Genomic DNA, 24,421 nt, shown 5'->3' with positions numbered 1-24,421 from the left:
AAATAAAGAAGTGGGTCAATTGCGATCCGCTTCTTTTTTAATTTTAAAACGATGAGGTGTCGGAGTGAAAAAGAAACAGCAGTCTTCTGCGAAATTCGCGGTCATCCTTACGGTTGTGGTTGTTGTATTGCTAGCAGCCATTGTCATCATTAATAACAAAACGGAACAAGGCAATGATGCGGTTTCCGGACAGCCGTCTATCAAAGGGCAGCCTGTGCTTGGCAAGGACGATGCACCGGTAACTGTAGTAGAATTCGGAGATTACAAATGTCCGTCTTGCAAGGTGTTTAACAGTGACATCTTTCCAAAAATACAAAAAGACTTTATTGATAAGGGCGATGTGAAATTTTCTTTCGTGAACGTCATGTTCCATGGAAAAGGTTCAAGGTTAGCGGCTCTTGCATCTGAAGAAGTATGGAAGGAAGACCCTGACTCTTTCTGGGATTTCCATGAAAAGCTGTTCGAAAAACAGCCGGATACGGAACAGGAATGGGTAACCCCAGGCCTCCTTGGTGATCTTGCAAAAAGCACCACAAAGATAAAACCTGAGACGCTCAAGGAAAATCTTGATAAGGAAACATTCGCTTCTCAAGTGGAAAAGGATTCTGACCTTAATCAAAAAATGAACATACAGGCAACACCGACGATTTACGTCAATGATAAAGTGATCAAAAATTTTGCGGATTATGATGAAATCAAAGAGACAATAGAAAAAGAGCTGAAAGGGAAGTAACGATATGAAAAATAGAATCGTATTTTTATATGCTTCCTGGGTTGTGGCTCTTATCGCTATGCTGGGCAGCCTGTATTTCAGTGAAATCAGAAAGTTTATTCCATGTGAACTGTGCTGGTACCAGCGTATCCTCATGTATCCGCTCGTCCTGATTTTAGGCATCGCCACCTTTCAAGGGGACACACGAGTGAAAAAATATGTGCTCCCGATGGCGATTATAGGGGCATTCATTTCGATCATGCATTACTTAGAGCAAAAAGTGCCCGGCTTTAGCGGCATTAAGCCATGTGTTAGCGGCGTGCCGTGCTCGGGCCAATATATTAACTGGTTTGGTTTTATTACGATTCCATTCCTGGCCCTGATTGCTTTTATCCTGATTATCATTTTTATGTGCCTGCTGAAAGGCGAAAAATCTGAATAACAAAAAAAGCGCCCGCGTATGCCGGACGCTTTTTTAATTTCGCAAACTCATGTCCATCAGCAATAGCCGTATTCCCTCTAAATTTATCTTTTTTTCTCATAAAAATGTTATTGATTTTACGCTGGAGCGATTATAAAATCTAGAGGTCGTCAGAAAATTTAACAAACATAAAAGGGAGTCATCAGAATGGCTTGGGAGCTGCTCAGTGTGATTGGCATCATTGCGTTTGCAGTCAGCGGCGCAATTGTTGCGATGGAAGAGGAATATGATATTTTAGGAGTTTATATATTAGGGATTGTCACCGCTTTTGGAGGAGGAGCGATCCGCAATTTGCTGATCGGTGTTCCGGTGTCAGCGCTATGGGAGCAGGGAGCGTACTTTCAAATCGCGCTTTTATCTATTACAATTGTGTTTCTGTTTCCGAAGCTGCTGCTGAAGCATTGGAATAAGTGGGGCAATTTATCAGATGCGATCGGCCTCGCTGCCTTTGCTATCCAAGGCGCACTGTATGCTGTCAAAATGGGCCATCCGCTTAGTGCCGTGATCGTGGCTGCGGTGCTGACGGGAAGCGGGGGCGGAATCATCCGCGACCTTCTTGCCGGGCGCAAACCGCTTGTGCTGAAGGCAGAAATTTATGCAGTCTGGGCGGCTCTCGGCGGTTTAATCGTCGGCTTGGGCTGGCTGGGAAACTCGTTCGGCTTGTACGTTCTGTTTTTCGTGCTCGTTGTTTGCCGGGTTTGTTCCTATATGTTTAATTGGAAGCTGCCAAACCGTTCTTTTCGCTTAGATAGTCAGTAAAATAAAAGAAACCTCTCCGTCATGGAGAGGTTTCTTTTATGGTAGCCTGCCGGGATCAAATAAAAAGTCCTTTTCGAATGCTGACGCGCAGAGCAAAGCTATTGAAAATTAATAGGTAGCCCAAAAGGTATAGCTGATGGTTTTTTTAGTTCCTGTGTTAGTGAATTTGAATCTGTATTTTGTTTTGTAGCTTTTAGAAGCTTGTTTGTAACTTAAATTTGTAGAGCCTTTTTTCGTTGCATAAAAAGTTTTAACATTTTTCCAGCCTTTATTTGTCTTTTGTTGCAGAGTTGCTGTAATTTTCCCGCTGCCTGATCCGTTTGCTGTCATGTTGGCCCAAGTTCCTCGTCCCGGATAATAAATCTGAAATGTTGGCGAGTAAGTATAGTTTTTAAATGAGCCCGAATGGTAATGAGTACTCCATATTTGACCTTTTTTAACCCAATCTTTAGCTTCCGCTTTGTTGTTTACTAGGTCAATTGCCGTAAAACTTGTTACGGCTACGACGAATGCCAGCAACATCATAGATAGCTTTTTCTTCACTGAGTATTTCCTCCTAACTAATTCTGGTTCTTTCTTCATGTTCTTATCATAAACCGAGAGAAATAATGTAACATCGTCCTATTCTCCCAAATGAAAAACTTCAATTTGTTGAAATATGTCGAAATTGGATGAAAAATGACTATTTTACTGCGACTATAGATACGATAGCGAGGATGTAGTTGTTTTATGGAAGATGACAATAACAGCCAGTTTAGTCATTCTTCACGTTAGATGAACAGACAAACACGGTAAAGCTCTGCGGTGTTTTTAAAATGAAAAAGAAATATTATATCGAAGATTGAATGGAATAAGGAATCGATACTGATGAAAGAGAAGATTCGCAACCTAAGAAAAGCACCTCCAACAGTGATCAATGTGAAATCATAAGAGAAAAAACCAATTTCGAGTTGAAATCGGTTTTTTCTGCATATAAATAACCCAAACCTTGATTGGTATTGGGTGAATGTGCTAAGATAAATTGTATTTGCCAGTTTCGTCATACATTCGATATATGTATCCAATTATATTTTACAGTATTTCATCTATGTTTGTCAACTATTTTCTGGAGGTGCCGTTCATGAATCAGCAGGATAAGGAATGGAAGGAAGAGCAGTCGAGAATAGATGAGGTGCTGCAGGAGCTCGAAAAAAAAGAGCGGTTTCTGGAAACGTCTGCGGGCGGGTTGAAGCATGATATCATCGGATTAAGAAAAAGCTTTTGGGAGGATGTTAAGGTTAATTTTGATGATGCCCATGAAGCGATTGAAACGATGGCAAGCATTAAGCAGCAGGCAGAGCTGCTGTCTGATCGGGAACACAATCATCGGCGCATGGATCAGCAGCTCAAACGAATTCATCAATTAAAAAAATCGCCTTATTTCGGCCGAATTGATTTTATTGAAAACGGCGAGGAGCAGGCAGAGCGAATTTATATCGGTTTAGCTTCCTGTTTGGATGAGAAGGAGGAACACTTTCTGATTTATGACTGGAGGGCGCCGATATCAAGTTTGTACTACAATTATTCCCCAGGTAAAGCGGAGTACGAGGTGCCCGGTGAAACGATAGAAGGGGAAATGGTGCTGAAACGCCAGTTTATGATCAAAAACGGCACTCTCAAGGCGATGTTTAATACCGATATGACGATTGGTGATGAAATGCTGCAAGAGGTATTAAGCCATCACTCCGATACCCAAATGAAAAACATCGTGTCTACGATTCAGAAAGAACAAAATCAGATTATCCGTAATGAAAAAAGCAAGATCCTGATCGTGCAGGGAGCGGCTGGCAGCGGGAAAACATCGGCTGCGCTTCAGCGTGTCGCTTATTTGTTATACAGGCACCGTGGCGTCATTGATGCCGGACAAATCGTTTTGTTTTCTCCCAACTTCTTATTTAACAGCTATGTCTCCTCTGTTTTGCCGGAGTTAGGAGAAGAGAATATGGAGCAGGCGACGTTTCAGGAATATATCGAGCATCGTCTTGGCCGCAAGTTCAAATGTGAAAGCCCCTTTGATCAGCTCGAATATTGCCTGACCGAAACAAAGGGAGGCGATTTTCCAACAAGGCTTGCGGGAATCACATGGAAGGCGGGTTTATCCTTTCAGCAATTCATTAATGAATACGTCACACGGCTTTCCTCTGAAGGGATGATTTTTAAAAATATTATATTCCGCGGACAAAAGCTGATCACAAAGGAGCAAATTCAATCCTATTTTTACTCATTGGATCAAAATCACTCCATTCCGAATCGGATGGAGCAAACCGCGAAGTGGCTGCTGAGTGAGCTTAACAAGCTTGAGAAAAAGGAACGGCGAAAGGATTGGGTCGTTCATGAAGCTGAGCTGCTTGACAAAGAGGACTACTTGGACGTGTACAAAAAACTGCAGGAAAGGAAACGGTTCAGCGAGAGTACGTTTAACGATTATCAAAGAGAGCAGCAGCTGCTTGCCGCCATCATTGTGAAAAAAGCTTTCAAACCGCTCAAGCAGGCAGTCAGGCTCCTTGCATTTCTTGATGTTTCACAGCTGTATTTGCAATTGTTTTCTGGCTGGGGAGGGAAATTTCAGCATGAGAAGATGGCCGTGATAGGTGAGCTGACCCGTTCGGCATTTACGGATAATAAATTGCTCTATGAGGACGCGGCACCGTTTCTTTATATGCAGGATCTGATTGAGGGCAGAAAGAAAAATACGAAGATCAAACATCTATTTATTGACGAAGCCCAGGACTATTCACCGTTTCAGATGGCTTACATGAGAAGCATTTTTCCGGCTGCCAGCATGACAGTGCTCGGTGATATCAATCAGTCCATCTACGCGCATACCATACACGGGGATCAGCGTATGGATGCGTGCTTTGAGGATGATCCTGCTGAGTATGTTCGTTTAAAGAGAACATACAGATCAACAAGGCAGATTGTCGAGTTTACCAAAGCGATGCTTCAAGATGGAGCGGATATTGAGCCGTTTAATAGAAGCGGGGAAATGCCGCTCGTTGTCAAAACTGAAGGACATGAGAGCCTTTGCCAAAAGCTCGCGCAAGAAATTGGCCGGCTCAAGAAAAAAGGGCACGAAACAATAGCCGTCATCTGCAAGACTGCGCAGCAATGCATACAGGCGCACGCCCACATGAGTGAATATACAGATGTTCGCCTGATTCATAAAGAAAATCAACCATTCCAAAAGGGTGTTTGCGTGATTCCGGTGTATTTAGCGAAGGGAATTGAATTTGACGCAGTGCTTGTCTATGATGCATCTGAAGAACACTATCATACAGAGCACGACCGCAGGCTTTTATATACTGCGTGCACCCGTGCGATGCACATGCTGGCGGTATTTTATACAGGTGAAGCCAGTCCGTTTGTAACCGCTGTGCCGCCTCACTTATATCAGATTGCTGAATGAAGAGAAGGGAGTCCTTCTCTTTTTTCTATTTACATGAAGCATAGCCGTTTTATCATTAGGATTCTTAATAGTTATCATCATGTAAATATATTTTACTTAAGCCTAGTATTCCGGTAAAGTTCAATTAGATGCAATTTTCGATCAGTTTATAACTTTGTGAGGTGGATACGTTGCAACTTCAGGTAATGAACAGTCCGTTTAATCAGGAGCAGGCAGAGCTCCTTAACCGCCTTCTGCCGACCTTGACCGAATCCCAGAAAATCTGGCTGAGCGGATATTTATCCGCTCAATCTGTTTCCGTCCAAGAAACTGCGGGTACGCCGGCGGCAGCTGTGTCTGCGGAAGCACCGGCACCGGCCGTTTCAAAAGAAGTGACCGTTCTTTATGGTTCACAGACGGGAAACGCACAGGGGCTTGCAGAAAATGCCGGCAAGCAGCTTGAACAGAGCGGTTTTCAAGTGACCGTCTCATCCATGAGCGATTTTAAGCCGAATCAGCTGAAGAAGGTAACCAATCTTTTAATCGTCGTCAGTACGCATGGAGAAGGCGAGCCGCCTGATAACGCGCTGTCGTTTCATGAATTTCTGCACGGAAGACGGGCGCCTAAGCTTGAAGACCTGCGCTTTTCCGTTTTGGCGCTTGGTGACAGTTCGTACGAATTTTTCTGCCAGACAGGGAAAGAATTTGATCAGCGCTTAGAAGAACTCGGCGGAAAACGGATTTCTCCGCGCGTTGATTGCGATCTTGACTATGATGAACCGGCAGCCGAATGGCTTGAGGGTGTATTGAAAGGATTAAATGAAGCTGGGGGCGGAAGCGCCGCGCCTGCGCCGGCGGCTGCGTCACAAACCGGTGAGTCTTCGTATTCCAGAACAAACCCGTTTCGGGCTGAAGTGTTAGAAAATTTAAATTTAAACGGCAGAGGATCAAATAAAGAAACACGTCATGTGGAGCTGTCTCTTGAAGGATCTGGCCTGACTTACGAGCCTGGTGACAGCCTCGGCGTCTATCCGGAAAACGATCCGGAACTTGTCGAGCTGCTCCTTAAGGAAATGAATTGGGACCCGGAAGAAATTGTGACGCTTAATAAGCAAGGTGATGTCCGTCCGCTGAAAGAAGCGCTGATTTCTCACTATGAGATTACCGTTCTCACAAAACCGCTTCTTGAACAGGCAGCCCAGCTGACAGGGAACGATGAGCTTAGAGAGCTTTTAGCCCCGGGAAATGAGGAGAATGTAAAAGCCTATATTGAAGGGCGCGATTTGCTTGATCTCGTCCGTGACTATGGCCCATTTAGTGTATCTGCGCAGGAGTTTGTCTCGATTTTGCGAAAAATGCCTGCCCGCCTTTATTCGATTGCAAGCAGTTTATCCGCAAATCCGGATGAAGTGCATTTAACAATCGGCGCAGTCCGCTACGATGCGCACGGCCGTGAACGAAAAGGCGTCTGCTCGATTTTGTGCGCGGAACGTCTGCAGCCGGGTGACACACTGCCGGTTTATGTACAGCACAATCAAAACTTTAAGCTTCCGAAAGACCCTGAAACACCGATTATCATGGTGGGCCCTGGGACAGGCGTCGCACCTTTCCGTTCCTTTATGCAGGAGCGTGAGGAGACGGGAGCGGAAGGAAAGGCATGGATGTTCTTTGGCGATCAGCACTTTGTCACGGATTTCCTTTACCAGACAGAGTGGCAGAATTGGCTCAAAGACGGTGTGCTGACAAAAATGGATGTGGCGTTCTCACGTGATACGGAAGAAAAAGTATATGTGCAGCACCGCATGCTTGAACATAGCGCAGAATTGTTTGAATGGCTTCAAGAAGGAGCGGCTGTTTACATTTGCGGAGATGAAAAGCATATGGCGCATGACGTCCATCACACATTACTTGAAATTATCGAAAAAGAAGGCAATATGAGCCGCGAAGAAGCGGAGGCTTATCTTGCCGATATGCAGCAGCAAAAACGCTATCAGCGTGATGTATATTGATTTGACTTGAAAGGAGTTTTTCAACATGGTGACCAAAATTCTAAAAGCACCGGACGGCTCTCCAAGTGATGTTGAACGCATTAAAAAAGAAAGTGATTATTTGCGCGGCACGCTGAAAGAAGTGATGCTCGATCGAATCAGTGCCGGAATTCCGGATGATGATAACCGCCTGATGAAACACCACGGCAGTTATTTGCAGGATGATCGGGACCTCCGAAATGAACGCCAAAAGCAGAAACTTGAGCCCGCATATCAGTTTATGCTGCGCGTGCGTATGCCAGGGGGCGTCTCGACGCCTGAACAATGGCTTGTCATGGATGACCTGTCCCAGAAATACGGGAACGGCACATTAAAATTGACGACACGTGAAACGTTCCAAATGCACGGGATTCTGAAATGGAACATGAAGAAAACCATTCAGACGATCCACTCAGCACTTTTGGATACGATCGCAGCCTGCGGAGACGTAAACCGTAACGTCATGTGTGCATCAAACCCTTATCAATCTGAAATCCACTCAGAGGTATACGAGTGGTCTAAAAAGTTAAGTGATGATCTGCTGCCGCGGACGAGAGCATATCATGAAATTTGGCTTGATGAGGAAAAAGTTGCCGGCACGCCGGAGGAAGAAGTCGAGCCAATGTACGGACCGCTCTATCTGCCGCGGAAGTTTAAAATCGGTATTGCCGTTCCGCCGTCTAATGATATTGACGTCTTTTCACAAGATCTGGGATTCATTGCGATTGTCGAGGATGGCAAGCTGATCGGTTTTAACGTGGCAATCGGCGGCGGTATGGGAATGACGCATGGCGATACTGCGACATATCCGCAATTAGCCAAGGTGATCGGATTCTGCCGGCCTGAGCAAATGTATGACGTTGCTGAAAAAACGATTACGATTCAGCGTGATTACGGCAACCGTTCTGTCCGTAAAAATGCGCGGTTCAAATACACAGTTGACCGCCTCGGTTTAGAAAACGTAAAAGAAGAATTGGAAAACCGTCTCGGCTGGAGCCTGGAAGAAGCGAAGCCGTATCATTTCGATCATAACGGCGACCGTTACGGCTGGGTGGAAGGCATTGAGGATAAATGGCATTTTACGCTGTTTGTCGAAGGCGGCCGTGTAACAGATTACGATGACTATAAACTGATGACAGGCTTGCGGGAAATCGCCAAAGTTCATACAGGCGAGTTCCGGCTGACGGCCAATCAGAACTTAATGATTGCGAACGTTTCAAGCGATAAAAAAGAAGAAATCAGTGCTTTAATTGAACAATACGGATTAACTGACGGCAAGCATTATTCAGCGCTTCGCCGCAGCTCGATGGCATGCGTCGCTCTTCCGACCTGCGGATTGGCAATGGCCGAAGCAGAACGTTATTTGCCGACCCTGTTAGATAAGATTGAAGAGATTATTGACGAAAACGGCCTTCGTGATCAGGAAATCACCATTCGTATGACAGGGTGTCCGAACGGCTGTGCACGTCATGCACTCGGTGAGATCGGATTTATCGGAAAGGCGCCGGGCAAATATAATATGTATCTTGGCGCTGCGTTTGACGGAAGCCGTTTAAGCAAAATGTACCGTGAAAACATCGGTGAAGCAGACATTTTAAGCGAGCTGCGTGTCCTTCTTTCCCGCTATGCGAAAGAACGCGAGGAAGGCGAGCATTTCGGTGACTTTGTCATCCGTGCGGGCATTATTAAAGCAACAACTGACGGTACGAATTTTCATGATTGAGAAAACTAAGAAGAGAGACAGGGAATAGCTTCCTGTCTCTTTTTTCTGTAATTTGCTCTGCTGCAAAAAAGTTCACTATGAGCATATCATGAGAAAAAATACCCTAAAAAGGGTACTATAAAAGAAGACAAGTGTGGAGAGAACTCCTGCGAAACCACATAGCGTATGCAAGGCCACCCTAGCTCAAGGGCTTTTAGACAAACAGATTTTTTGGCTCATCATGCCGACACACAACAGACGAAGGAGGTCATGCATTTGGACATATTTTTAGTTGTGCTCGTATTATTAACGATTATTGCGATTTCTAATATCGTGAACCGGTTTATTCCGTTTATTCCGGTGCCGCTGATTCAAGTGGCTCTTGGGATTCTTGCCGCCTCATTTCCACAGGGTCTTCATTTTGAATTAAATACCGAATTGTTTTTTGTTCTGTTTATCGCGCCTCTGCTATTTAATGATGGAAAGAGGACACCGCGGGCAGAGCTTTGGAATTTAAGGGCTCCGATTTTATTGCTTGCACTCGGCCTTGTATTTGCGACTGTGATTGTAGGCGGCTACACGATTCACTGGATGATTCCTGCTATTCCGCTGGCAGCGGCCTTTGGACTTGCGGCCATTCTTTCACCGACTGATGTCGTCGCTGTCAGCGCATTATCAGGAAGAGTGAAAATGCCAAAAGGGATTCTTCGCCTGCTGGAAGGTGAGGGGCTGATGAATGACGCATCAGGTCTGGTGGCCTTTAAGTTTGCGATTGCAGCGGCAGTGACTGGTGCATTTTCATTAGCACAAGCGGCTGTCAGCTTTGTCTTTATTTCTCTCGGAGGCTTGCTGTGCGGAGTTGTCATTTCATTTTTGATTATTCGTTTTCGCCTATTTCTGCGCCGCCTTGGCATGCAGGATGTCACGATGCATATGCTGATTCAAATTCTGACGCCGTTTGTGATTTATTTGGCAGCTGAAGAAATCGGCGTTTCCGGCATTTTAGCTGTTGTGGCTGGCGGTATTACCCATGCGGTTGAACAGGATCGTCTGGAATCAACGATGATCAAGCTGCAAATTGTCTCCTCAAGTACGTGGAACATTATTTTATTTATTTTGAACGGCCTGGTCTTCGTTATTCTCGGCACGCAAATCCCTGATGTTATTTCTGTTATCTTTAACGACACTGCCATCAGCAACATGAAGGTGATCGGCTATATCCTAGTCATCACATTTACGTTAATGCTCCTGAGATTCCTGTGGGTGCTGTTCTTCTGGAACGGCAAATGGTTCTTTAATAAAGATCAGAACATCTATAAACCGGGTCTTCGTTCGACGCTGTTAATTTCGATTTCTGGTGTGCGTGGAGCAGTAACGCTTGCAGGTTCTTTTTCCATTCCGTATTTCCTGGAGGACGGCACGCCGTTTCCGGAAAGAAATCTGATTCTCTTTTTAGCAGCCGGCGTCATTTTATGCACGCTTGTCATTGCTACCGTTGTGCTGCCGATTCTGACTGAAAAAGAAGAAGAGGACGAGGAACGAAACAAGAAGCTGCTGACGGCGAGACGCAAATTGATCAAAACAGCCCTTCAAACGATTAAAGAGGACATGAATGAGACAAACAAAACGGCCTCTCTTGCGGTGATAGCTGAATACAATGAGAAAATGAAAAATCTTCGTTTTCAGCAATATACATCGTCTAATCGCATCAAAAAGCACGAGCGTAAAGTCCGTGCCCAAGGGGTTAAGGCAGAGCAAGAGGCGCTGATGAAAATGCTGGAGCGGGGAGACATCCCGGAAGAAACAGCAAATGTGCTGCAAGAACGATTTAACGAGTTGGAAATTTTGTATGCGAACCCGTTTAAAGTCGGATTATCAAAAACAAGGCTCAAGAGGCTGATGTATTGGATTTTCTTCGGTGAACATAAAAAGCCGGAGATGTCGATTTTAAATGAAGCGGGATTGATACGGGCAACAAGAGTGAAAACGGCAAAAGCAGCGATAGAATATCTGGAAAAACACAAGACGGAAGAGCATAAAGAAGTGTTTTTATCTGTCATTACATTCTATAAACAGTTAATTTTCAGGCTGGAGCACAGCCATCATGAGCTGAAATCAAGCGCCCATTTTGAAAATCAGAAGCTGGAAGTGAAGCTGAAGGCTGTACAGGCGATCAGAAATGAAATTCAAACACTTTTCGAGGAAAGAGAAATTTCCCGGGACATCTCCCATGAGCTTCGCCAATACATTAATGATGTCGAAGCCGCCATGCTTGAAGGCGGCGAATAAATGCAGCAAAAAAGCTGGCGTTAGAGCGCCAGCTTTTTTTTATTAAGGGCGATGAAATGCGACAGTGCTGCCATCCCGGTCGAACCAGCCTCTGAAGGCCCAGTTGATCCAGCCGCCATCGCCTTTGTTTGTAAAGGTTCCGTCTTCAAATACCCAAATGCCATACGTAATGCCGTCGTAAACGGCTGAGCCGTAAAATTGCACACCGTTCAAATGATCTTCATATTCCTGGCTTAAATTAAAGACCATGACGTTATATTTTTGGCCGGACGCGTAGAAGGAAGACTCCATGAGGTTTTTCACAAAGCCATCCCTATTCTGTGCGGATTTGATGGCATCAGCGATCTGGTTGGCAATTCCAAGTACATCCAGGTTGACGTTTAAACCTACATCAGCGGCAGTTGTTCCAGCAGTAGTTGTCTGCGACATCTTCGGAGCAGGATTTTCTTCAGCGGAAGCAAAGGACAAAGGGGCAATTGTCAAAGCGGCACCAAGAGCAAGTGTCATTGGGATACGAATACGTTTCAAGTTGTTTCCTCCTTTGTTTTCATTTGGTTACACTACACGCATACCCTGCTCAATGTATTTGTAATCTCAATATTGTTAAAATAGGAAAAAAATAGTGTTTGAATTTGCCTGTGCTGTGAAAAAAGAAGCAAAAAGAGGGTCTTAAGCGTATTATTGGTATCGGCTGAGAGGAATGTGAGATAATATAGACGCTTACATTTCAGTGAAAGGGTGGATGTTCAAGTGCCAACAAGTTTAAAAGATACTGTAAAGTTACATAACGGAGTTGAAATGCCTTGGTTCGGTCTGGGTGTTTTTAAAGTAGAAAATGGTAATGAAGCGACTGAATCAGTGAAAGCGGCAATTAAAAATGGTTATCGCAGTATTGATACAGCAGCGATCTACAAAAATGAAGAAGGCGTTGGCATCGGGATTAAAGAATCCGGTGTGTCAAGAGAAGAGCTCTTCATCACATCAAAAGTGTGGAATGAAGATCAAGGCTACGAAACAACGCTTGCTGCCTTTGAAAAAAGCCTGGAAAGATTACAGCTTGATTACTTAGATTTATATTTGATCCATTGGCCTGGCAAAGATAAATATAAAGATACATGGCGCGCGCTTGAAAAGCTGTACAAAGATGGCAAAATTCGCGCGATCGGCGTCAGCAACTTCCAAGTTCATCATTTAGAAGAGCTGTTGAAAGATGCTGAAATCAAACCGATGGTGAACCAAGTTGAATTTCACCCTCGTTTGACGCAAAAAGAATTAAGAGATTACTGCAAAGCGCAAGGCATTCAGCTGGAAGCGTGGTCTCCGCTCATGCAGGGACAGCTTTTGGATAACGAAGTGCTGACACAGATTGCTGAAAAACACAATAAATCTGTGGCTCAAGTGATTTTGCGCTGGGATCTGCAGCATGAAGTTGTAACCATTCCAAAATCCATTAAAGAACACCGTATCATCGAAAACGCTGATATTTTTGATTTCGAATTGTCTCAAGAAGACATGGACAAAATTGACGCATTAAATAAAGATGAGCGTGTCGGCCCAAATCCTGATGAGCTTCTGTTTTAATCAAAAAACTCCCCGTTATGGGGAGTTTTTTTAGTGCGTTTTTTTCTGTTGAATGAAAAACAGCATCAAAAAGGAAATGACAACAATACAGACGACCCACGCCCAAGCAAGGGTATTGTTGCCGGAATCCAATGCGACATATATCGCCGTCGGCAGTGTTTGCGTAACACCGGGGATGTTTCCTGCAAACATGAGTGTTGCGCCAAATTCTCCGAGCGCCCGCGCAAGGCTGAGGATGCTTCCGGTCAGTAACGAAGGATAGGCAAGCGGGACGGAGATATGGATAAACACTTTCCATCTGCTAGCGCCGTCTACCATTGCCGCACCTTGTATATCGGGATCAATGTCAGCAAATCCGGTTTTGGCTGATTGATACATAAGCGGAAAGGCTACAACAGCCGAGGCGATCACAGCGGCCCACCAGGTGAAAATGACAGGCTGCTGGAAAATCCACTCGATGGCTTGTCCGATGAAGCTGTGCTTTCCGAAAATGACGATCAAAATAAAACCGACAACAGTAGGCGGAAGAACGAGCGGAAGCATAAAACATGTTTCGAGTGCCGTTTTTCCGAAAAATGATGCCCGTGACATCCATGCTCCAGCAAGTGTTCCGAGAATAATGACAACAATTCCGGCAACTGCCGCCACCTGAAAGGAAAGCGCAACGGGTGTGAAAAATTCTGAAGCGCTTATGCTACTAGGCAGTAAAGCCATATTTCTCAAATACTTTCATTGCTTCATCAGATTGCAGGTATTCGTAAAATTCCTTCGCTTCCTTACGGTGTTTTGTATCTTTTACGATTCCTAACGGATAGACAATTGGGCTGTGTGTATCTGCTTTTGCCTCGTCAATAATGTTGACCTTTTTCGAGACCAGGGCATCTGTTTTATAAACAATACCTGCGTCTACATTGCCGGTTTCAACATAAGAAAGAACTTGGCGAACGTCTTTTCCATACACAATTTTATCCTTCACTTTGTCCCATAAAGACAGCTTTGTCAGTGATTCTTTCCCATAAGCTCCTGCCGGTACGGATTCCGGAGTGCCAAGGGCGATTTTTTCTGATTCAGCCAGATTGCTGAAGCTTGTCACAGGTGAATCTCCGTTTTTCGGTACGACCAGCACAATTTCATTACCGACTAAATCAGTGCTGTCTTTTTTTGCGATATCTCCATCATCCACCAGCTTTTTAAATTTATCCTCAGCAGCTGAGAAGAACAGATCTGCTCCTGCTCCTTGAGAAATCTGTTTTTGCAAGGCGCCGGATGAGCCATAGTTATCTTGGATGGTAATATTTTGATGCTCTTTTTCATAATTTTTTTGGATTTCCTCAAGTGCATCCTGCGCGCTGGCGGCAGCTGAGATGGTTAACGTTACTTTTTTCTCGCTGTCCGTTGAAGACTGGTTTGAAGAACAGCCTGCTGCAAGGAGAAAAGCAGTTAAGGCTGCGATGAAAATAGAATACTTCTTAAACATGATTGCACCCCTTATCATTAGATATAACTAATTATAACTGATTATGTTTGGTTTATGTGGGTTTTTTTACATTCGGCGAAAAGGTATAATAAAATAGGAGAGTGATGATGATGAATGAAACCTCTTCCTATACGATAGAAGAAGTTGCAGGTCTGCTGAAGGTATCAAAGCTGACCGTTTATGATTTGATTAAAAAAGGCGTGCTGCCTGCTTATCGTGTCGGAAGGCAGATGCGTGTGGATGAAGAAGATTTAAAGCAATATAAAACGAATATGAGAATGTCTCAGCCCATCGCTGCAACAGAAGCGCCGAAACAGGTGCAGGAGGCTGAGCCGGACGGCAGACGGAATGTCATGATCAGCGGACAGGACATTTCGATGGATCTTCTCAGCAAGCATTTGGAGAATGCCATTCAGGAGACGCCGCTCCGTAAATACAAAGGAAGCTTAAACAGCCTGATTGATATGTATCAAGGCAAGTGTGACATTGTCAGCCTCCATTTGTACGATGCTGAAACGGGCCAGTATAACGCTCCTTATGTAAAACGGATTTTGACAGGTGAACCGTTTTGTCTCATCAATGTCGTTCTCCGCAAAGCAGGACTGTATGTGAAAAAAGGGAATCCGAAAAACATTCAAGGCTGGAAAGACTTGAAAAGAGCCGATATCCGGATCATCAACAGGGAAAAGGGTTCTGGCGCAAGGGTACTCCTTGATGAACAGCTTGGCTTGCTTGGTGTGAATCCGGCTGATGTAAAGGGATACGGCGATATCGTGACCGATCATTACGCTGCCGCTTCACAAGTTTCAAGCGGACAGGCTGACGCGGGAATCGGGGCGCAGCACGCGGCACATATGGGCAGTGTTGATTTTATCCCGCTCATCGACGAACAATATGATATCGTTGTTTTGAAAAAACATGAGCAGCTACTGAAGGCCGTGAAGGAGATTTTGAATTCTGAGGAATACAAGGCGAATTTGTCTCATTTAAACGGCTATGAAACGAAGCTGACTGGCAAGGTGATGTTGGAAACGTAAAAAATCCCTCTTGATAGAGGGATTTTTTTATTCGGAAAACCTGAGCAGGTCACCATTTAAAATTTTATCAGAGAGAGAAAGTTCTTCGTTTGCTTTCTCCTTGTAAGGGAGGCACGCATCCTGATCTTCCAGCACTTCACCTGTTTTTTGGCTATAGCACGTGTTCTTTGTGTATATATAATCGTTCGTAATAAAGCTGCCGTTTCGCAGAACGGCGAATGGGGTGCGGTCGCTGGACAGTAAATCATTGCCGAATTGGATATCGCCTTTTGTCTCAACGCCGAGCAAGTGCATCAGCGTAGACCTGACGTCGACCTGTCCCCCGGCATCAGGGATGGTTTCCGGCTTTTGATCGGTGATTCCCGGGATATGTATGATAAACGGCACCCGCTGGAGCTGAACGTTGTCATACGGTGTGATTTCGTCTTTCCCTAAAAACTCAGCCATTGCCTCGTTATGGGCTTCAGAAATGCCGTAATGATCTCCCATAAATACGATCATCGAATTTTCGTATAAGCCTTCGTCCTTCAGTTTTTTGATAAAATGCTTCAATGCCTCATCCTCATAGCGAACCGTGGTCACATAGCGGTTTAACAGATCACTGCTTGAATCGAATTCATCTATCAGCTGATCCTTTTCATCAATCTCAAACGGAAAATGATTCGTTAACGTGATAAAACTGCTGTAGAACGGCTGCGGCAGGCTTTTCAGCTTTTCGGCGGACTGCTCTAAAAATTCTTTGTCTTTTAAGCCCCAGCTTGTCGATGTCCCGGGAGTGACATGAAAATCATCAACATCAAAAAAGCGGTCAATGCCAAATGTATCGTACATGACATCTCTGTTCCAAAATGTTTTATGGTTAGCATGAAAGACGGCTGAATAATAATCGTGCTGCTTCAGCGATTTATACATCGTATGAAATTGATGGTCGCTTTTCGTGAAAAAGACGGCGCCGCTAAGGGAAGGATACAGTGAGTTAGCGACGATAAATTCTGAATCTGATGTTTTGCCTTGTTCTGTTTGCTGATAGAAATGATCAAAGGAATAGCTTTTTTTAATGAGATCATTCATAAATGGGGTAATTTCTTTTCCATTTACTTTTTCATTCAGAACAAAGCTTTGGGTCGACTCAAGTGTTACAAAGATGACATTGCGCCCCTTTGCAAGACCGAATTTGCTTTGATCAGACTTGCTGTAATCAGCCTCTGTGTAGTTTTTAATGGCAGTTATACTGTCTTCATCGGCAAAAGCTTTCGCGCTGATATTAACAGTCTGAGAAATTGTATCGTAAATATGGAACTGAAACAGGCCGATGCTTTTGACTAGCATTTCCCGGTCAAAAGAATGTGCCAAAAGCTTCGGCTGCTGTACTTCTGCAAGTGCCAGTGTGCATAAAAGCATGCCGCAGGAAGCTGCATAGTACCGTTTGATCGTGCGGGGAGCGGCTTTTGTCTGTGGGTGTTTGGTTTTTCTGGCGAACAGCAGCAGAAAAACCAAATCCACAAACAGGGCGATAAACAGAGGATGGAACAATTCTTTTACACTGCTGCCCATATCGCTCATGTTGCTCGCCTGAAATAAAACCGGAATGGTAATAAAATCGATATAAAAGCCGTAAAAAATCGTATTAGAGATCAAGATAAAAGTCAGAACCAAATTGGCAATCAGCAAAAAAGCCCGCTGCTTGTTTCCTTTCAGAAGCAGGCCGATCCCGAATAAAGGAAGAATAAAGCTGAGCGGGTTGACCAGCAGCATTAGCTCCTCCAACAGAGTATCGATTTGCAAATCAAAGCCGAGTTTATATATCACATACGTTTTGATCCACATAAATAAGATCGAAAAACATAAAAACCGCTGATTGTGAAAAAAGGTTCCTTTCATCAATATGACTCCTCACGTTTTCTTGATCATCTGCATGAAATGCTTCTTAAGTAAAACCTACTAAAAACAGCCGGTTCAGACAAGTCTCAGCACTCATGTGTTTAAAACATGCGCCCATGAAACAGCATATAAAAGTAGTAACATGAAGCAAGGGTCAGGCCGGCTAGCACGAGCTGCTCAGAAAAACTGCCTGTCTTCATATATAATGGAAGCCGAACGCGGATCGTTGAAGGGAATAATAATTTGATTCCGTTCACCGTCCAAGCGTCAAGAATCAAGTGGCTCGCCATTCCGATCATCAGGCCGGCTGATATGTTTTTATCTGGAATGTATGTAGAAGTGATAAAAAACATGATGAGCATAAACAGCAAGCTGTGTGTAAATGTACGATGGCCAAAAACGGAGCTGACCACTTTCGATAAAATAGGAAATTTTCTCCCGATTTTGCTTTGTGTGTGGCAGATATCGGGTATTAATGCTCCAACCGCGCCTGACGCAGCCATAAGCACTGGATCAAATCCATAATAATAAGCCGCTGCCGTACAAGAAGCGATGCCTCCCATGATGTGTGTTTTTCCTGTCATTTGCCGCTTCTCCTTTTATCTTTTGCAAAAAATCTCTGAATTACAAATATATCAAGAGAATGTATGTTTGATCAACAGGACTTTGGACGATAAAAAATATCCCGCATAATTTTTCAGGAAAGAGGCATCTTAAACATGTACCTATTTTTTAAAAGAGGTGATACGAATGGGTTTCTTTAATAAAGATAAAGGAAAACGTTCCGAAAAAGAAAAAAACGTAATCCAAGGAGCTCTTGAAGATGCTGGTTCAGCTCTAAAAGATGATCCGCTTCAAGAAGCTGTGCAAAAAAAGAAAAATAATCGATAACCACATGCGGATAGGGCTTGGCTCTATCCGTATTTTCCATCTGTTCCCTTTGACAGATCATCCTTTCTTTGATAACCTTCTGGGAGTAACTGAATAATTAAATCCTCACTCTTTCTCAGTGAGGTAGAGGTTGCGCGGATGATAAGTCACACATGCCAGGCTGACAGGGGCTGTTAAACATGTGTAAAAGGCATCAGCGCCGAAGTGTGGAGAAAGCCGATCCTTCTCTATGCTGGGACTGTATCTGAATAAGTGCAGGACTGCCGCGTGCTTTTTCGCGGAGGGCTATCCGGAGATCAAGGGTGTGTGTTTCTTTAAGCATGGACTTTTGTTCAGGCTTTTTTTGCGTTTATATGATCTCGGGGTCTGGTCCGTACAAAGAATCATGGAGGTACTGGAATGGAACAGACAAAAAAATGGGGTTTTTGGTTATTAACGGCGTTTGTCGTTGGAAATATGGTTGGATCAGGAATTTTCTCCTTGCCGAGCTCGCTTGCTTCAATTGCGAGTCCGTTTGGAGCTACGTCCGCCTGGCTTTTGACAGGTGCCGGCGTGCTGATGATTGCACTTGTGTTCGGACACTTGTCCATTCGCAAGCCTGAACTGACAGCGGGACCGCAAAGTTATGCAAGAGCGCTGTTTTCTGACCCGAAAAAAGGCAACGCTGCCGGTTTCACAATGGTGTGGGGCTACTGGGTGGCGAGCTGGATCAGTAACGTGGCGATCATCACAAGTCTCGCCGGTTACTTGACTTCGTTCTTCCCGATCTTGGTTGATAAACGTGAGATGTTTTCGATCGGCGGGCAAGAGGTGACACTCGGCCAATTACTGACGTTTGCCGTATGTACGATCTTGTTATGGGGAACGCACGCGATTCTTGTTGCCAGCATTAACGGCGCAAGTAAATTAAACTTTGTCACAACGCTTTCTAAAGTATTAGGTTTTGTCTTCTTTATCGTTGCCGGTTTGTTTGTGTTTCAAACGACATTATTCGGTCATTTTTATTTCCCGGTTCAAGGAGAAAACGGCACAAGTATTGGAATTGGCGGCCAGGTTCATAACGCCGCGATTTCTACACTGTGGGCGTTTGTCGGAATTGAATCCGCGGTGATCCTGTCCGGCCGTGCGCGCTCTCAGCGTGATGTGAAACGTGCGACAATTACCGGCTTGTTGATTGCCTTGAGCATATATATTATTGTGACTTTAATTACGATGGGTGTTCTGCCGCATGATAAGCTTGTCGGCTCTGAAAAACCATTTGTTGATGTACTCTATGCGATTGTTGGAAACGCGGGAAGCGTGATTATGGCGCTTTTGGCTATCCTTTGTTTATTCGGAACGATGCTTGGCTGGATTTTGCTCGGCTCTGAGGTGCCATACCAAGCCGCTAAAGCAGGAGATTTTCCGGCATTTTTTGCAAAAACAAATAAAAAGGGAAGTCCGGTCATTGCACTCATTATTACAAACGTCATGTCACAGGTCTTCATTTTCTCGGTTATTTCCCGGACAATAAGTGACGCATTTACATTTTTAACGACAGCAGCTACACTCGCATATTTAATTCCGTATCTGGTATCTGCAATCTACAGCTTGAAGGTAGTCATCAAAGGTGAAACGTATGACCAGCTGAAAGGCTCCCGTGTAAGAGACGGATTGATCGCGATACTGGCGTGTGCATACTCCGTGTTTGTTATCGTAACAGGCACAGCAGATTTAACGACATTTATCCTCGGCATCGGTTTATTCTTTGTCGGCTTAATCGTTTATCCATTTGTGAGTAAAAAGTTCCAGAAAGAAAAACAAGCATAATGAAAAGACACCTGATTTGCTCAGGTGTCTTTTTTATAAAATCACAATTTCTCCTGTTAGGAATCCGTTCGTTAAATATGCAAAAAACGTTTTTCAGTCTCTCCAGCATAAAAAAACTGATCGTGTTGAGGATGCAGCTTAATATGAATGGCTCAAAGAAAATATCCGATATGATTCAAATTGAGCCGTTCCTTATAAATAAGCAAAAGAGCCGCGGGCAGGCGGCTCTTTTGTTTATTTAGTCAAGCTTTCCGTAATATACTCCAGTTGTCCTTCTAATGAAATCGGGTCTGTGAAGTAGAAGCCAATCGGATCCATCTTGTATACATGGCCATTTTTAACGGCATTCAGGTTCTTCCAAATGGAGCTGTCAAATACGCCGCCATCATCACCGCCTGATTGCCATGGACCCGCGAAAATGTAATCTCCGGCGAAATCAGGGAGCTTCTCTAATGAAATACTTGTATAACCTGGCCCCTGGTCAATGGCTTTTTCTTTTGTCAGCTTTGTAGCCTGCAGGCCGAGGTCTTTGTAAATGATGCTTCCGCCTCTTCCAAAGTCTTTACCAAATACGTAAATGTCTTTTCCGTTCGTTTGCATAATGGAAATGGTTTTGTCACCGACCGCTTTTTTGATTTTTGTTTTAGCGGCTGCAACTTTTTTATCCCACTCGGCCAGCCATTTTTCAGCTTTATCTTCAGTTCCCGTCATTTTTGCAAATTCTTTCAGCTGTTCGATGTTGTCGAGCTTATCGTATTTTACTGCGACAGTCGGCGCAATTTTTTCAAGCTTTTTAATATCAGCGCCCTGTGTTGTCCAGACGATAATCAGGTCAGGGTTCAAATCAATGACCTTTTCAACCGAAGTGCCGTCTCCGATGTTTTCGACGCCGTCGGTTTTTCCTTTGTAGTAAGGGTTTTTAAATACATTCTCAGGCGCACCGACAACGTTGATGCCGAGTGTTTTGAAGTAGCCGTAATAGCCGTCTGCCATGACAACCACCCGTTTAGGATGCTTCGGGATTTTTACATTTCCGTTTTCAGCCTTGTATGTATAGGTTTCTGCGCCTTTTGAATCAGAGGCAGAACCTTTGCTTTCTGAGTTATTCCCGCAGGCTGCCAGCGCTGCAATCAATAACAGGGCAAAAAACGCGGCTCCGAGTTTCTTGTATATATGGGTCATATCTCATACCTTCTTTCTAAAAAATAGATGAAAAAGAGAATCATTATCATCTGTGATTATACCACTGCAAGTGCCGGTTGACACGATATTTTTGCAAATGCATTTTCATTTTTGTTCAAAACACTCTATTAAATCAGCTGAAAAAAGTGATATACTGAAACAGCAATTGATAATCATTATCAGTAACAGAAAGGAAGTACGGCAGTTGAGTCAACATAAAAATATACGGACTGCATCAGAAGAAATCCAATGGACGTCAAGGACATATGGCGCGGTCATCGTCCTTATTGCAGGTCTATGCCTGCTTTGCCTTGGCGCATTTTTATCCATATCCCTCGGTGCAGCGGATATTCATTTGCGCACTGTATGGGACGCCATTTTTCATTATCAGCCGACAAAGACATCTCACCAAATTATACATGATCTTCGGCTTCCGAGAACGGCGGCTGCCGCGCTTGTAGGCGCATTGTTGGCAGTGTCGGGAGCAATCATGCAGGGGATGACGAGAAACCCTTTGGCAGAGCCTTCGATTATGGGTGTGACATCAGGCTCTGCGTTTGCAGTTTCGATTGCGTTTGCCTTTTTTCCCGGGCTTTCTGCAATGGGGCTTGTGCTATGGTCCTTTGCGGGAGCGGGGCTGGGGGCATCGACGGTAATGGGCATAGGCATGTTTTCAAGGGGCGGACTTACGCCTGTAAAGCTTGCTCTGGCGGGTACGGCAGTTACTTATTTCTTTACCGGCATTTCAACTGCCATTGCAATCCGCTTTGATGTCGCTCAGGATATCAGCTTTTGGTACGCAGGCGGGGTAGCGGGTGTGAAATGGTCGGGGGTCCAGCTTTTGCTTATTGCAGGGACTGTCGGTTTAACGCTCGCGTTTTTCATCGCCCGGTCTGTTACAGTGTTAAGTCTCGGTGACGATCTGGCAAAAGGGCTTGGACAATATACATCAGCGGTGAAACTGGTTGGCATGCTTATTGTAGTAATTCTGACCGGAGCTGCGGTTTCCATTGCCGGCACCATTGCATTTATCGGGCTGATCATTCCGCATATTACCCGTTTTTTGGTCGGTGTGGATTATCGGTGGATCATTCCTTGCTCGGCGGTGCTCGGTGCTGTTTTGCTTGTTTTTGCTGACATAGCGGCCAGACTCGTAAATGCGCCCTTTGAAACGCCTGTCGGCGCGCTGACTTCTCTGATCGGCGTTCCCTTTTTCTTTTATTTGGCACGTCGTGAAAGGAGAGGGCTGTAATGAAAACAAAAACAAACAAACCGCTTATTGTAATGGCTGTGACCTTTTTGCTTATCGTGGTGGTCTTTTTTATCAGTCTCAATTTGGGCGTTATCAAAATTGCACCGCTTAAAACGCTTCAGGTCTTTTTCGGCCAAGGAACGGCGCGTGATGAACTTGTCTTATTTGAGTTCAGGCTGCCTCGGATCATCCTTTCTTTGCTTGTTGGAGCAGGGATCTCCGTAGCTGGAGCCATTTTGCAAAGCGTGTCTCAAAATGAACTTGCCGAGCCTGGTATTCTCGGAATTAACGCCGGCGGTTCACTTGCTGTAGTGCTTTTTATATACTTTTTTCAAGGGTCAGCTTCAGATCTCAGCTTTTTCGGAACATTTATGCTGCCATTCAGTGCTTTGGCAGGAGCAATCCTCGCTGCGTTTCTCATTTATATTCTGGCATGGAAAAAAGGCGTGACACCGATTCGGCTGATTTTAGTCGGCATAGGGGTGAATGCCGGATTCAATGCCCTGTTGCTGATTTTTCAGCTTAAGATGGACCCTCATGATTTTATGCAAGCCGCGGTTTGGATATCCGGCTCAATATGGGGGGCGAACTGGAATATGATCTGGGCGATTCTCCCTTGGATTGTGATCTTGCTTCTGTTTACTTTATATAAGGCACGCTATTTGAACATTATGCAGCTCGGAGACCAATTGGCGACCGGGCTGGGCACCGCTGTTGAAAAGGAAAGACGGATTCTTCTTCTGGCAGCGGTCACTCTTGCCGCTTCATGCGTGGCAGCTGCGGGGGGCATTGCGTTTCTCGGATTGATCGCGCCGCATGTGGCTAGAAGGCTGACCGGTCCACGTCACCAGACGCTGATACCGGTCTCCGCCTTCATTGGCTCATTCCTGTTTTTGCTTGCTGATACGCTGGCGAGAAATGTATTGGCACCATCAGAAATTCCGGTCGGACTTGTCATTTCCGTGCTAGGTGCGCCTTACTTTATTTATTTATTGATGAAAGCGAATTAGAGGAGGGGGCCGAATATGAATTCATTATCAACGGAACAGCTTGGAATCGGTTATGGCGACAGGGTGATTGTAGAGGATTTAAATATATCGATTCCTAAAGGGAAAATTACCACCTTAATTGGCCCGAACGGCTGCGGGAAATCAACGATTTTAAAAACAATGTCCAGAATTATGCGTTCACATGCAGGTGCCGTCTATTTAAACGGCAAAGCGATTCATAAAATGTCTACAAAGGACATTGCGAAAGATATGGCGATTCTTCCACAGACACCTGAAGCGCCGAGCGGCCTAACAGTGCACGAATTGGTGTCGTACGGCAGGTTTCCGCATCAATCAGGATTCGGCAGATTAAATGACGAAGACCGCCGGATTATCAAATGGGCGCTTGAAGAAACAGGCATGGCTGAATATGCTGAACGGCCGATTGAGGCATTGTCAGGCGGACAGCGTCAACGCGTGTGGATTGCCATGGCGCTTGCGCAAGGTACGGAACTGCTTCTGCTGGATGAACCTACAACGTATCTTGATCTTGCACATCAGCTTGAAATTCTGCAGCTGCTTGACAGACTAAACAAAGAGCAAGGGCGGACGATTTTAATGGTCATTCATGATCTTAACCATGCAGCTCGTTTTTCTCATTATATGATCGCGCTCAAAAAAGGCACGGTCATCAAGGAAGGAACTGCACTGGAGGTCATGACACCGGACATTTTGAAGCAGGTATTTCAGATTGATGCCGAAATCGTGACTGATCCCCGTACAAATAAACCTGTATGCTTGACCTATGACTTGATTAAAAATGAAAAAGAGCTAGTTACTGTATGAAAAAATCCCGGTTCGAAGCCGGGATTTTTTTTATTCGGCTTTGAAAATACAATTTTTCTATTTGATTCCGTCATTTCAATAA

General features: G+C 44.6%; 21 protein-coding genes and 1 riboswitch. Of the genes, 14 read left to right on the top strand and 7 right to left on the bottom strand.

Annotated features, from left to right (window positions below):
- The first annotated feature begins 64 nt into the window (after positions 1-64).
- The 3 genes from bdbD to QF06_RS15075 all read left to right on the top strand — a co-directional run bounded on the left by bdbD (position 65) and on the right by QF06_RS15075 (position 1,952).
- A complete protein-coding gene (gene bdbD, locus QF06_RS15085; RefSeq protein WP_003228414.1) occupies positions 65-733 on the top strand; it encodes a disulfide bond formation protein BdbD in 669 nt (222 codons plus the stop codon).
- A 4-nt stretch (positions 734-737) separates the two neighbouring features.
- Positions 738-1,154: a disulfide oxidoreductase gene (locus QF06_RS15080; RefSeq protein WP_003228417.1), complete on the top strand. Its 417-nt coding sequence runs from the start codon at positions 738-740 to the stop codon at positions 1,152-1,154.
- Between the two features lie 186 nt (positions 1,155-1,340).
- Positions 1,341-1,952, top strand: a complete 612-nt coding sequence (locus QF06_RS15075) for a trimeric intracellular cation channel family protein (protein ID WP_003228419.1) — start codon at positions 1,341-1,343, stop codon at positions 1,950-1,952.
- A gap of 108 nt (positions 1,953-2,060) precedes the next feature.
- On the opposite strand, the gene QF06_RS15070 is transcribed toward QF06_RS15075, so the two are convergent.
- A complete protein-coding gene (locus QF06_RS15070) occupies positions 2,061-2,495 on the bottom strand; it encodes a hypothetical protein (RefSeq protein WP_014477979.1) in 435 nt (144 codons plus the stop codon).
- A 577-nt stretch (positions 2,496-3,072) separates the two neighbouring features.
- On the opposite strand from QF06_RS15070, the gene helD reads away from it, so the two are divergent.
- From helD to QF06_RS15050, 4 genes are all read left to right on the top strand, one after another.
- Complete coding sequence (gene helD / locus QF06_RS15065) at positions 3,073-5,397, top strand: DNA helicase IV (protein WP_041850540.1); 2,325 nt, start codon at positions 3,073-3,075, stop codon at positions 5,395-5,397.
- A gap of 170 nt (positions 5,398-5,567) precedes the next feature.
- Positions 5,568-7,385: an assimilatory sulfite reductase (NADPH) flavoprotein subunit gene (locus QF06_RS15060; RefSeq protein ID WP_041850541.1), complete on the top strand. Its 1,818-nt coding sequence runs from the start codon at positions 5,568-5,570 to the stop codon at positions 7,383-7,385.
- Positions 7,386-7,410: 25 nt separating this feature from the next.
- Complete coding sequence (gene cysI / locus QF06_RS15055; protein WP_041850542.1) at positions 7,411-9,126, top strand: assimilatory sulfite reductase (NADPH) hemoprotein subunit; 1,716 nt, start codon at positions 7,411-7,413, stop codon at positions 9,124-9,126.
- A gap of 255 nt (positions 9,127-9,381) precedes the next feature.
- Positions 9,382-11,394 carry a Na+/H+ antiporter gene (locus QF06_RS15050; protein WP_015714699.1) on the top strand — a complete coding sequence of 671 codons (2,013 nt, stop codon included), beginning with the start codon at positions 9,382-9,384 and terminating at the stop codon, positions 11,392-11,394.
- A 42-nt stretch (positions 11,395-11,436) separates the two neighbouring features.
- Here QF06_RS15050 and yvgO read toward each other — a convergent pair whose 3' ends face one another.
- Positions 11,437-11,922 (bottom strand): stress response protein YvgO, encoded by a 486-nt coding sequence (yvgO, locus tag QF06_RS15045; RefSeq protein ID WP_003243913.1) that lies wholly within the window; start codon positions 11,920-11,922, stop codon positions 11,437-11,439.
- A gap of 222 nt (positions 11,923-12,144) precedes the next feature.
- Here yvgO and pgoN point away from each other — a divergent pair, with 222 nt between their 5' ends.
- Positions 12,145-12,975, top strand: coding sequence for a glyoxal/methylglyoxal reductase (pgoN, locus tag QF06_RS15040; protein WP_041850543.1), 831 nt, complete (start codon positions 12,145-12,147; stop codon positions 12,973-12,975).
- A gap of 30 nt (positions 12,976-13,005) precedes the next feature.
- Here pgoN and modB read toward each other — a convergent pair whose 3' ends face one another.
- Positions 13,006-13,698: a molybdate ABC transporter permease subunit gene (modB, locus tag QF06_RS15035; RefSeq protein ID WP_121517036.1), complete on the bottom strand. Its 693-nt coding sequence runs from the start codon at positions 13,696-13,698 to the stop codon at positions 13,006-13,008.
- Positions 13,673-14,452, bottom strand: a complete 780-nt coding sequence (modA, locus tag QF06_RS15030; RefSeq protein ID WP_041850544.1) for a molybdate ABC transporter substrate-binding protein — start codon at positions 14,450-14,452, stop codon at positions 13,673-13,675. The genes modB and modA overlap by 26 nt, the downstream gene beginning before the upstream one ends.
- Positions 14,453-14,562: 110 nt before the next feature.
- Here modA and QF06_RS15025 point away from each other — a divergent pair, with 110 nt between their 5' ends.
- On the top strand, positions 14,563-15,489 hold the full coding sequence (locus tag QF06_RS15025) for a substrate-binding domain-containing protein (protein ID WP_033882087.1): 927 nt from the start codon (positions 14,563-14,565) through the stop codon (positions 15,487-15,489).
- Positions 15,490-15,516: 27 nt separating this feature from the next.
- Here QF06_RS15025 and QF06_RS15020 read toward each other — a convergent pair whose 3' ends face one another.
- Positions 15,517-17,370, bottom strand: coding sequence for an LTA synthase family protein (locus tag QF06_RS15020; protein WP_041850545.1), 1,854 nt, complete (start codon positions 17,368-17,370; stop codon positions 15,517-15,519).
- Between the two features lie 101 nt (positions 17,371-17,471).
- Entirely contained in the window at positions 17,472-17,954 is a 483-nt protein-coding gene (locus tag QF06_RS15015) for a metal-dependent hydrolase (RefSeq protein ID WP_003228444.1), read from the bottom strand.
- Positions 17,955-18,120: 166 nt separating this feature from the next.
- Here QF06_RS15015 and sspJ point away from each other — a divergent pair, with 166 nt between their 5' ends.
- Both sspJ and QF06_RS15005 read left to right on the top strand, forming a co-directional pair.
- Entirely contained in the window at positions 18,121-18,261 is a 141-nt protein-coding gene (gene sspJ / locus QF06_RS15010; protein ID WP_003221612.1) for a small acid-soluble spore protein SspJ, read from the top strand.
- A 116-nt stretch (positions 18,262-18,377) separates the two neighbouring features.
- Positions 18,378-18,557, top strand: a riboswitch (Lysine riboswitch).
- A 103-nt stretch (positions 18,558-18,660) separates the two neighbouring features.
- Positions 18,661-20,070 (top strand): amino acid permease, encoded by a 1,410-nt coding sequence (locus QF06_RS15005; RefSeq protein WP_021480593.1) that lies wholly within the window; start codon positions 18,661-18,663, stop codon positions 20,068-20,070.
- Between the two features lie 234 nt (positions 20,071-20,304).
- Here QF06_RS15005 and QF06_RS14995 read toward each other — a convergent pair whose 3' ends face one another.
- On the bottom strand, positions 20,305-21,252 hold the full coding sequence (locus tag QF06_RS14995) for an iron-hydroxamate ABC transporter substrate-binding protein (protein ID WP_021480591.1): 948 nt from the start codon (positions 21,250-21,252) through the stop codon (positions 20,305-20,307).
- Positions 21,253-21,457: 205 nt separating this feature from the next.
- Between QF06_RS14995 and QF06_RS14990 the strand changes: the two genes are divergently transcribed.
- Genes QF06_RS14990 through QF06_RS14980 form a run of 3 tightly spaced genes read left to right on the top strand, consistent with a single transcriptional unit; the run spans position 21,458 to position 24,339 of the window.
- Positions 21,458-22,504 carry a FecCD family ABC transporter permease gene (locus QF06_RS14990; RefSeq protein ID WP_041850615.1) on the top strand — a complete coding sequence of 349 codons (1,047 nt, stop codon included), beginning with the start codon at positions 21,458-21,460 and terminating at the stop codon, positions 22,502-22,504.
- A complete protein-coding gene (locus QF06_RS14985) occupies positions 22,504-23,514 on the top strand; it encodes a FecCD family ABC transporter permease (protein ID WP_003244298.1) in 1,011 nt (336 codons plus the stop codon). The genes QF06_RS14990 and QF06_RS14985 overlap by 1 nt, the downstream gene beginning before the upstream one ends.
- Positions 23,515-23,529: 15 nt before the next feature.
- Positions 23,530-24,339 (top strand): ABC transporter ATP-binding protein, encoded by an 810-nt coding sequence (locus tag QF06_RS14980; RefSeq protein WP_003243882.1) that lies wholly within the window; start codon positions 23,530-23,532, stop codon positions 24,337-24,339.
- Positions 24,340-24,421: the final 82 nt, after the last annotated feature.

Origin of the sequence: Bacillus sp. YP1, from assembly GCF_000877815.1 — a bacterium.
Taxonomy (GTDB): Bacteria; Bacillota; Bacilli; order Bacillales; family Bacillaceae; genus Bacillus; species Bacillus subtilis.
Note: the sequence above shows the minus strand (reverse complement) of the source record. Positions and strands in the feature narration are given on the sequence as shown.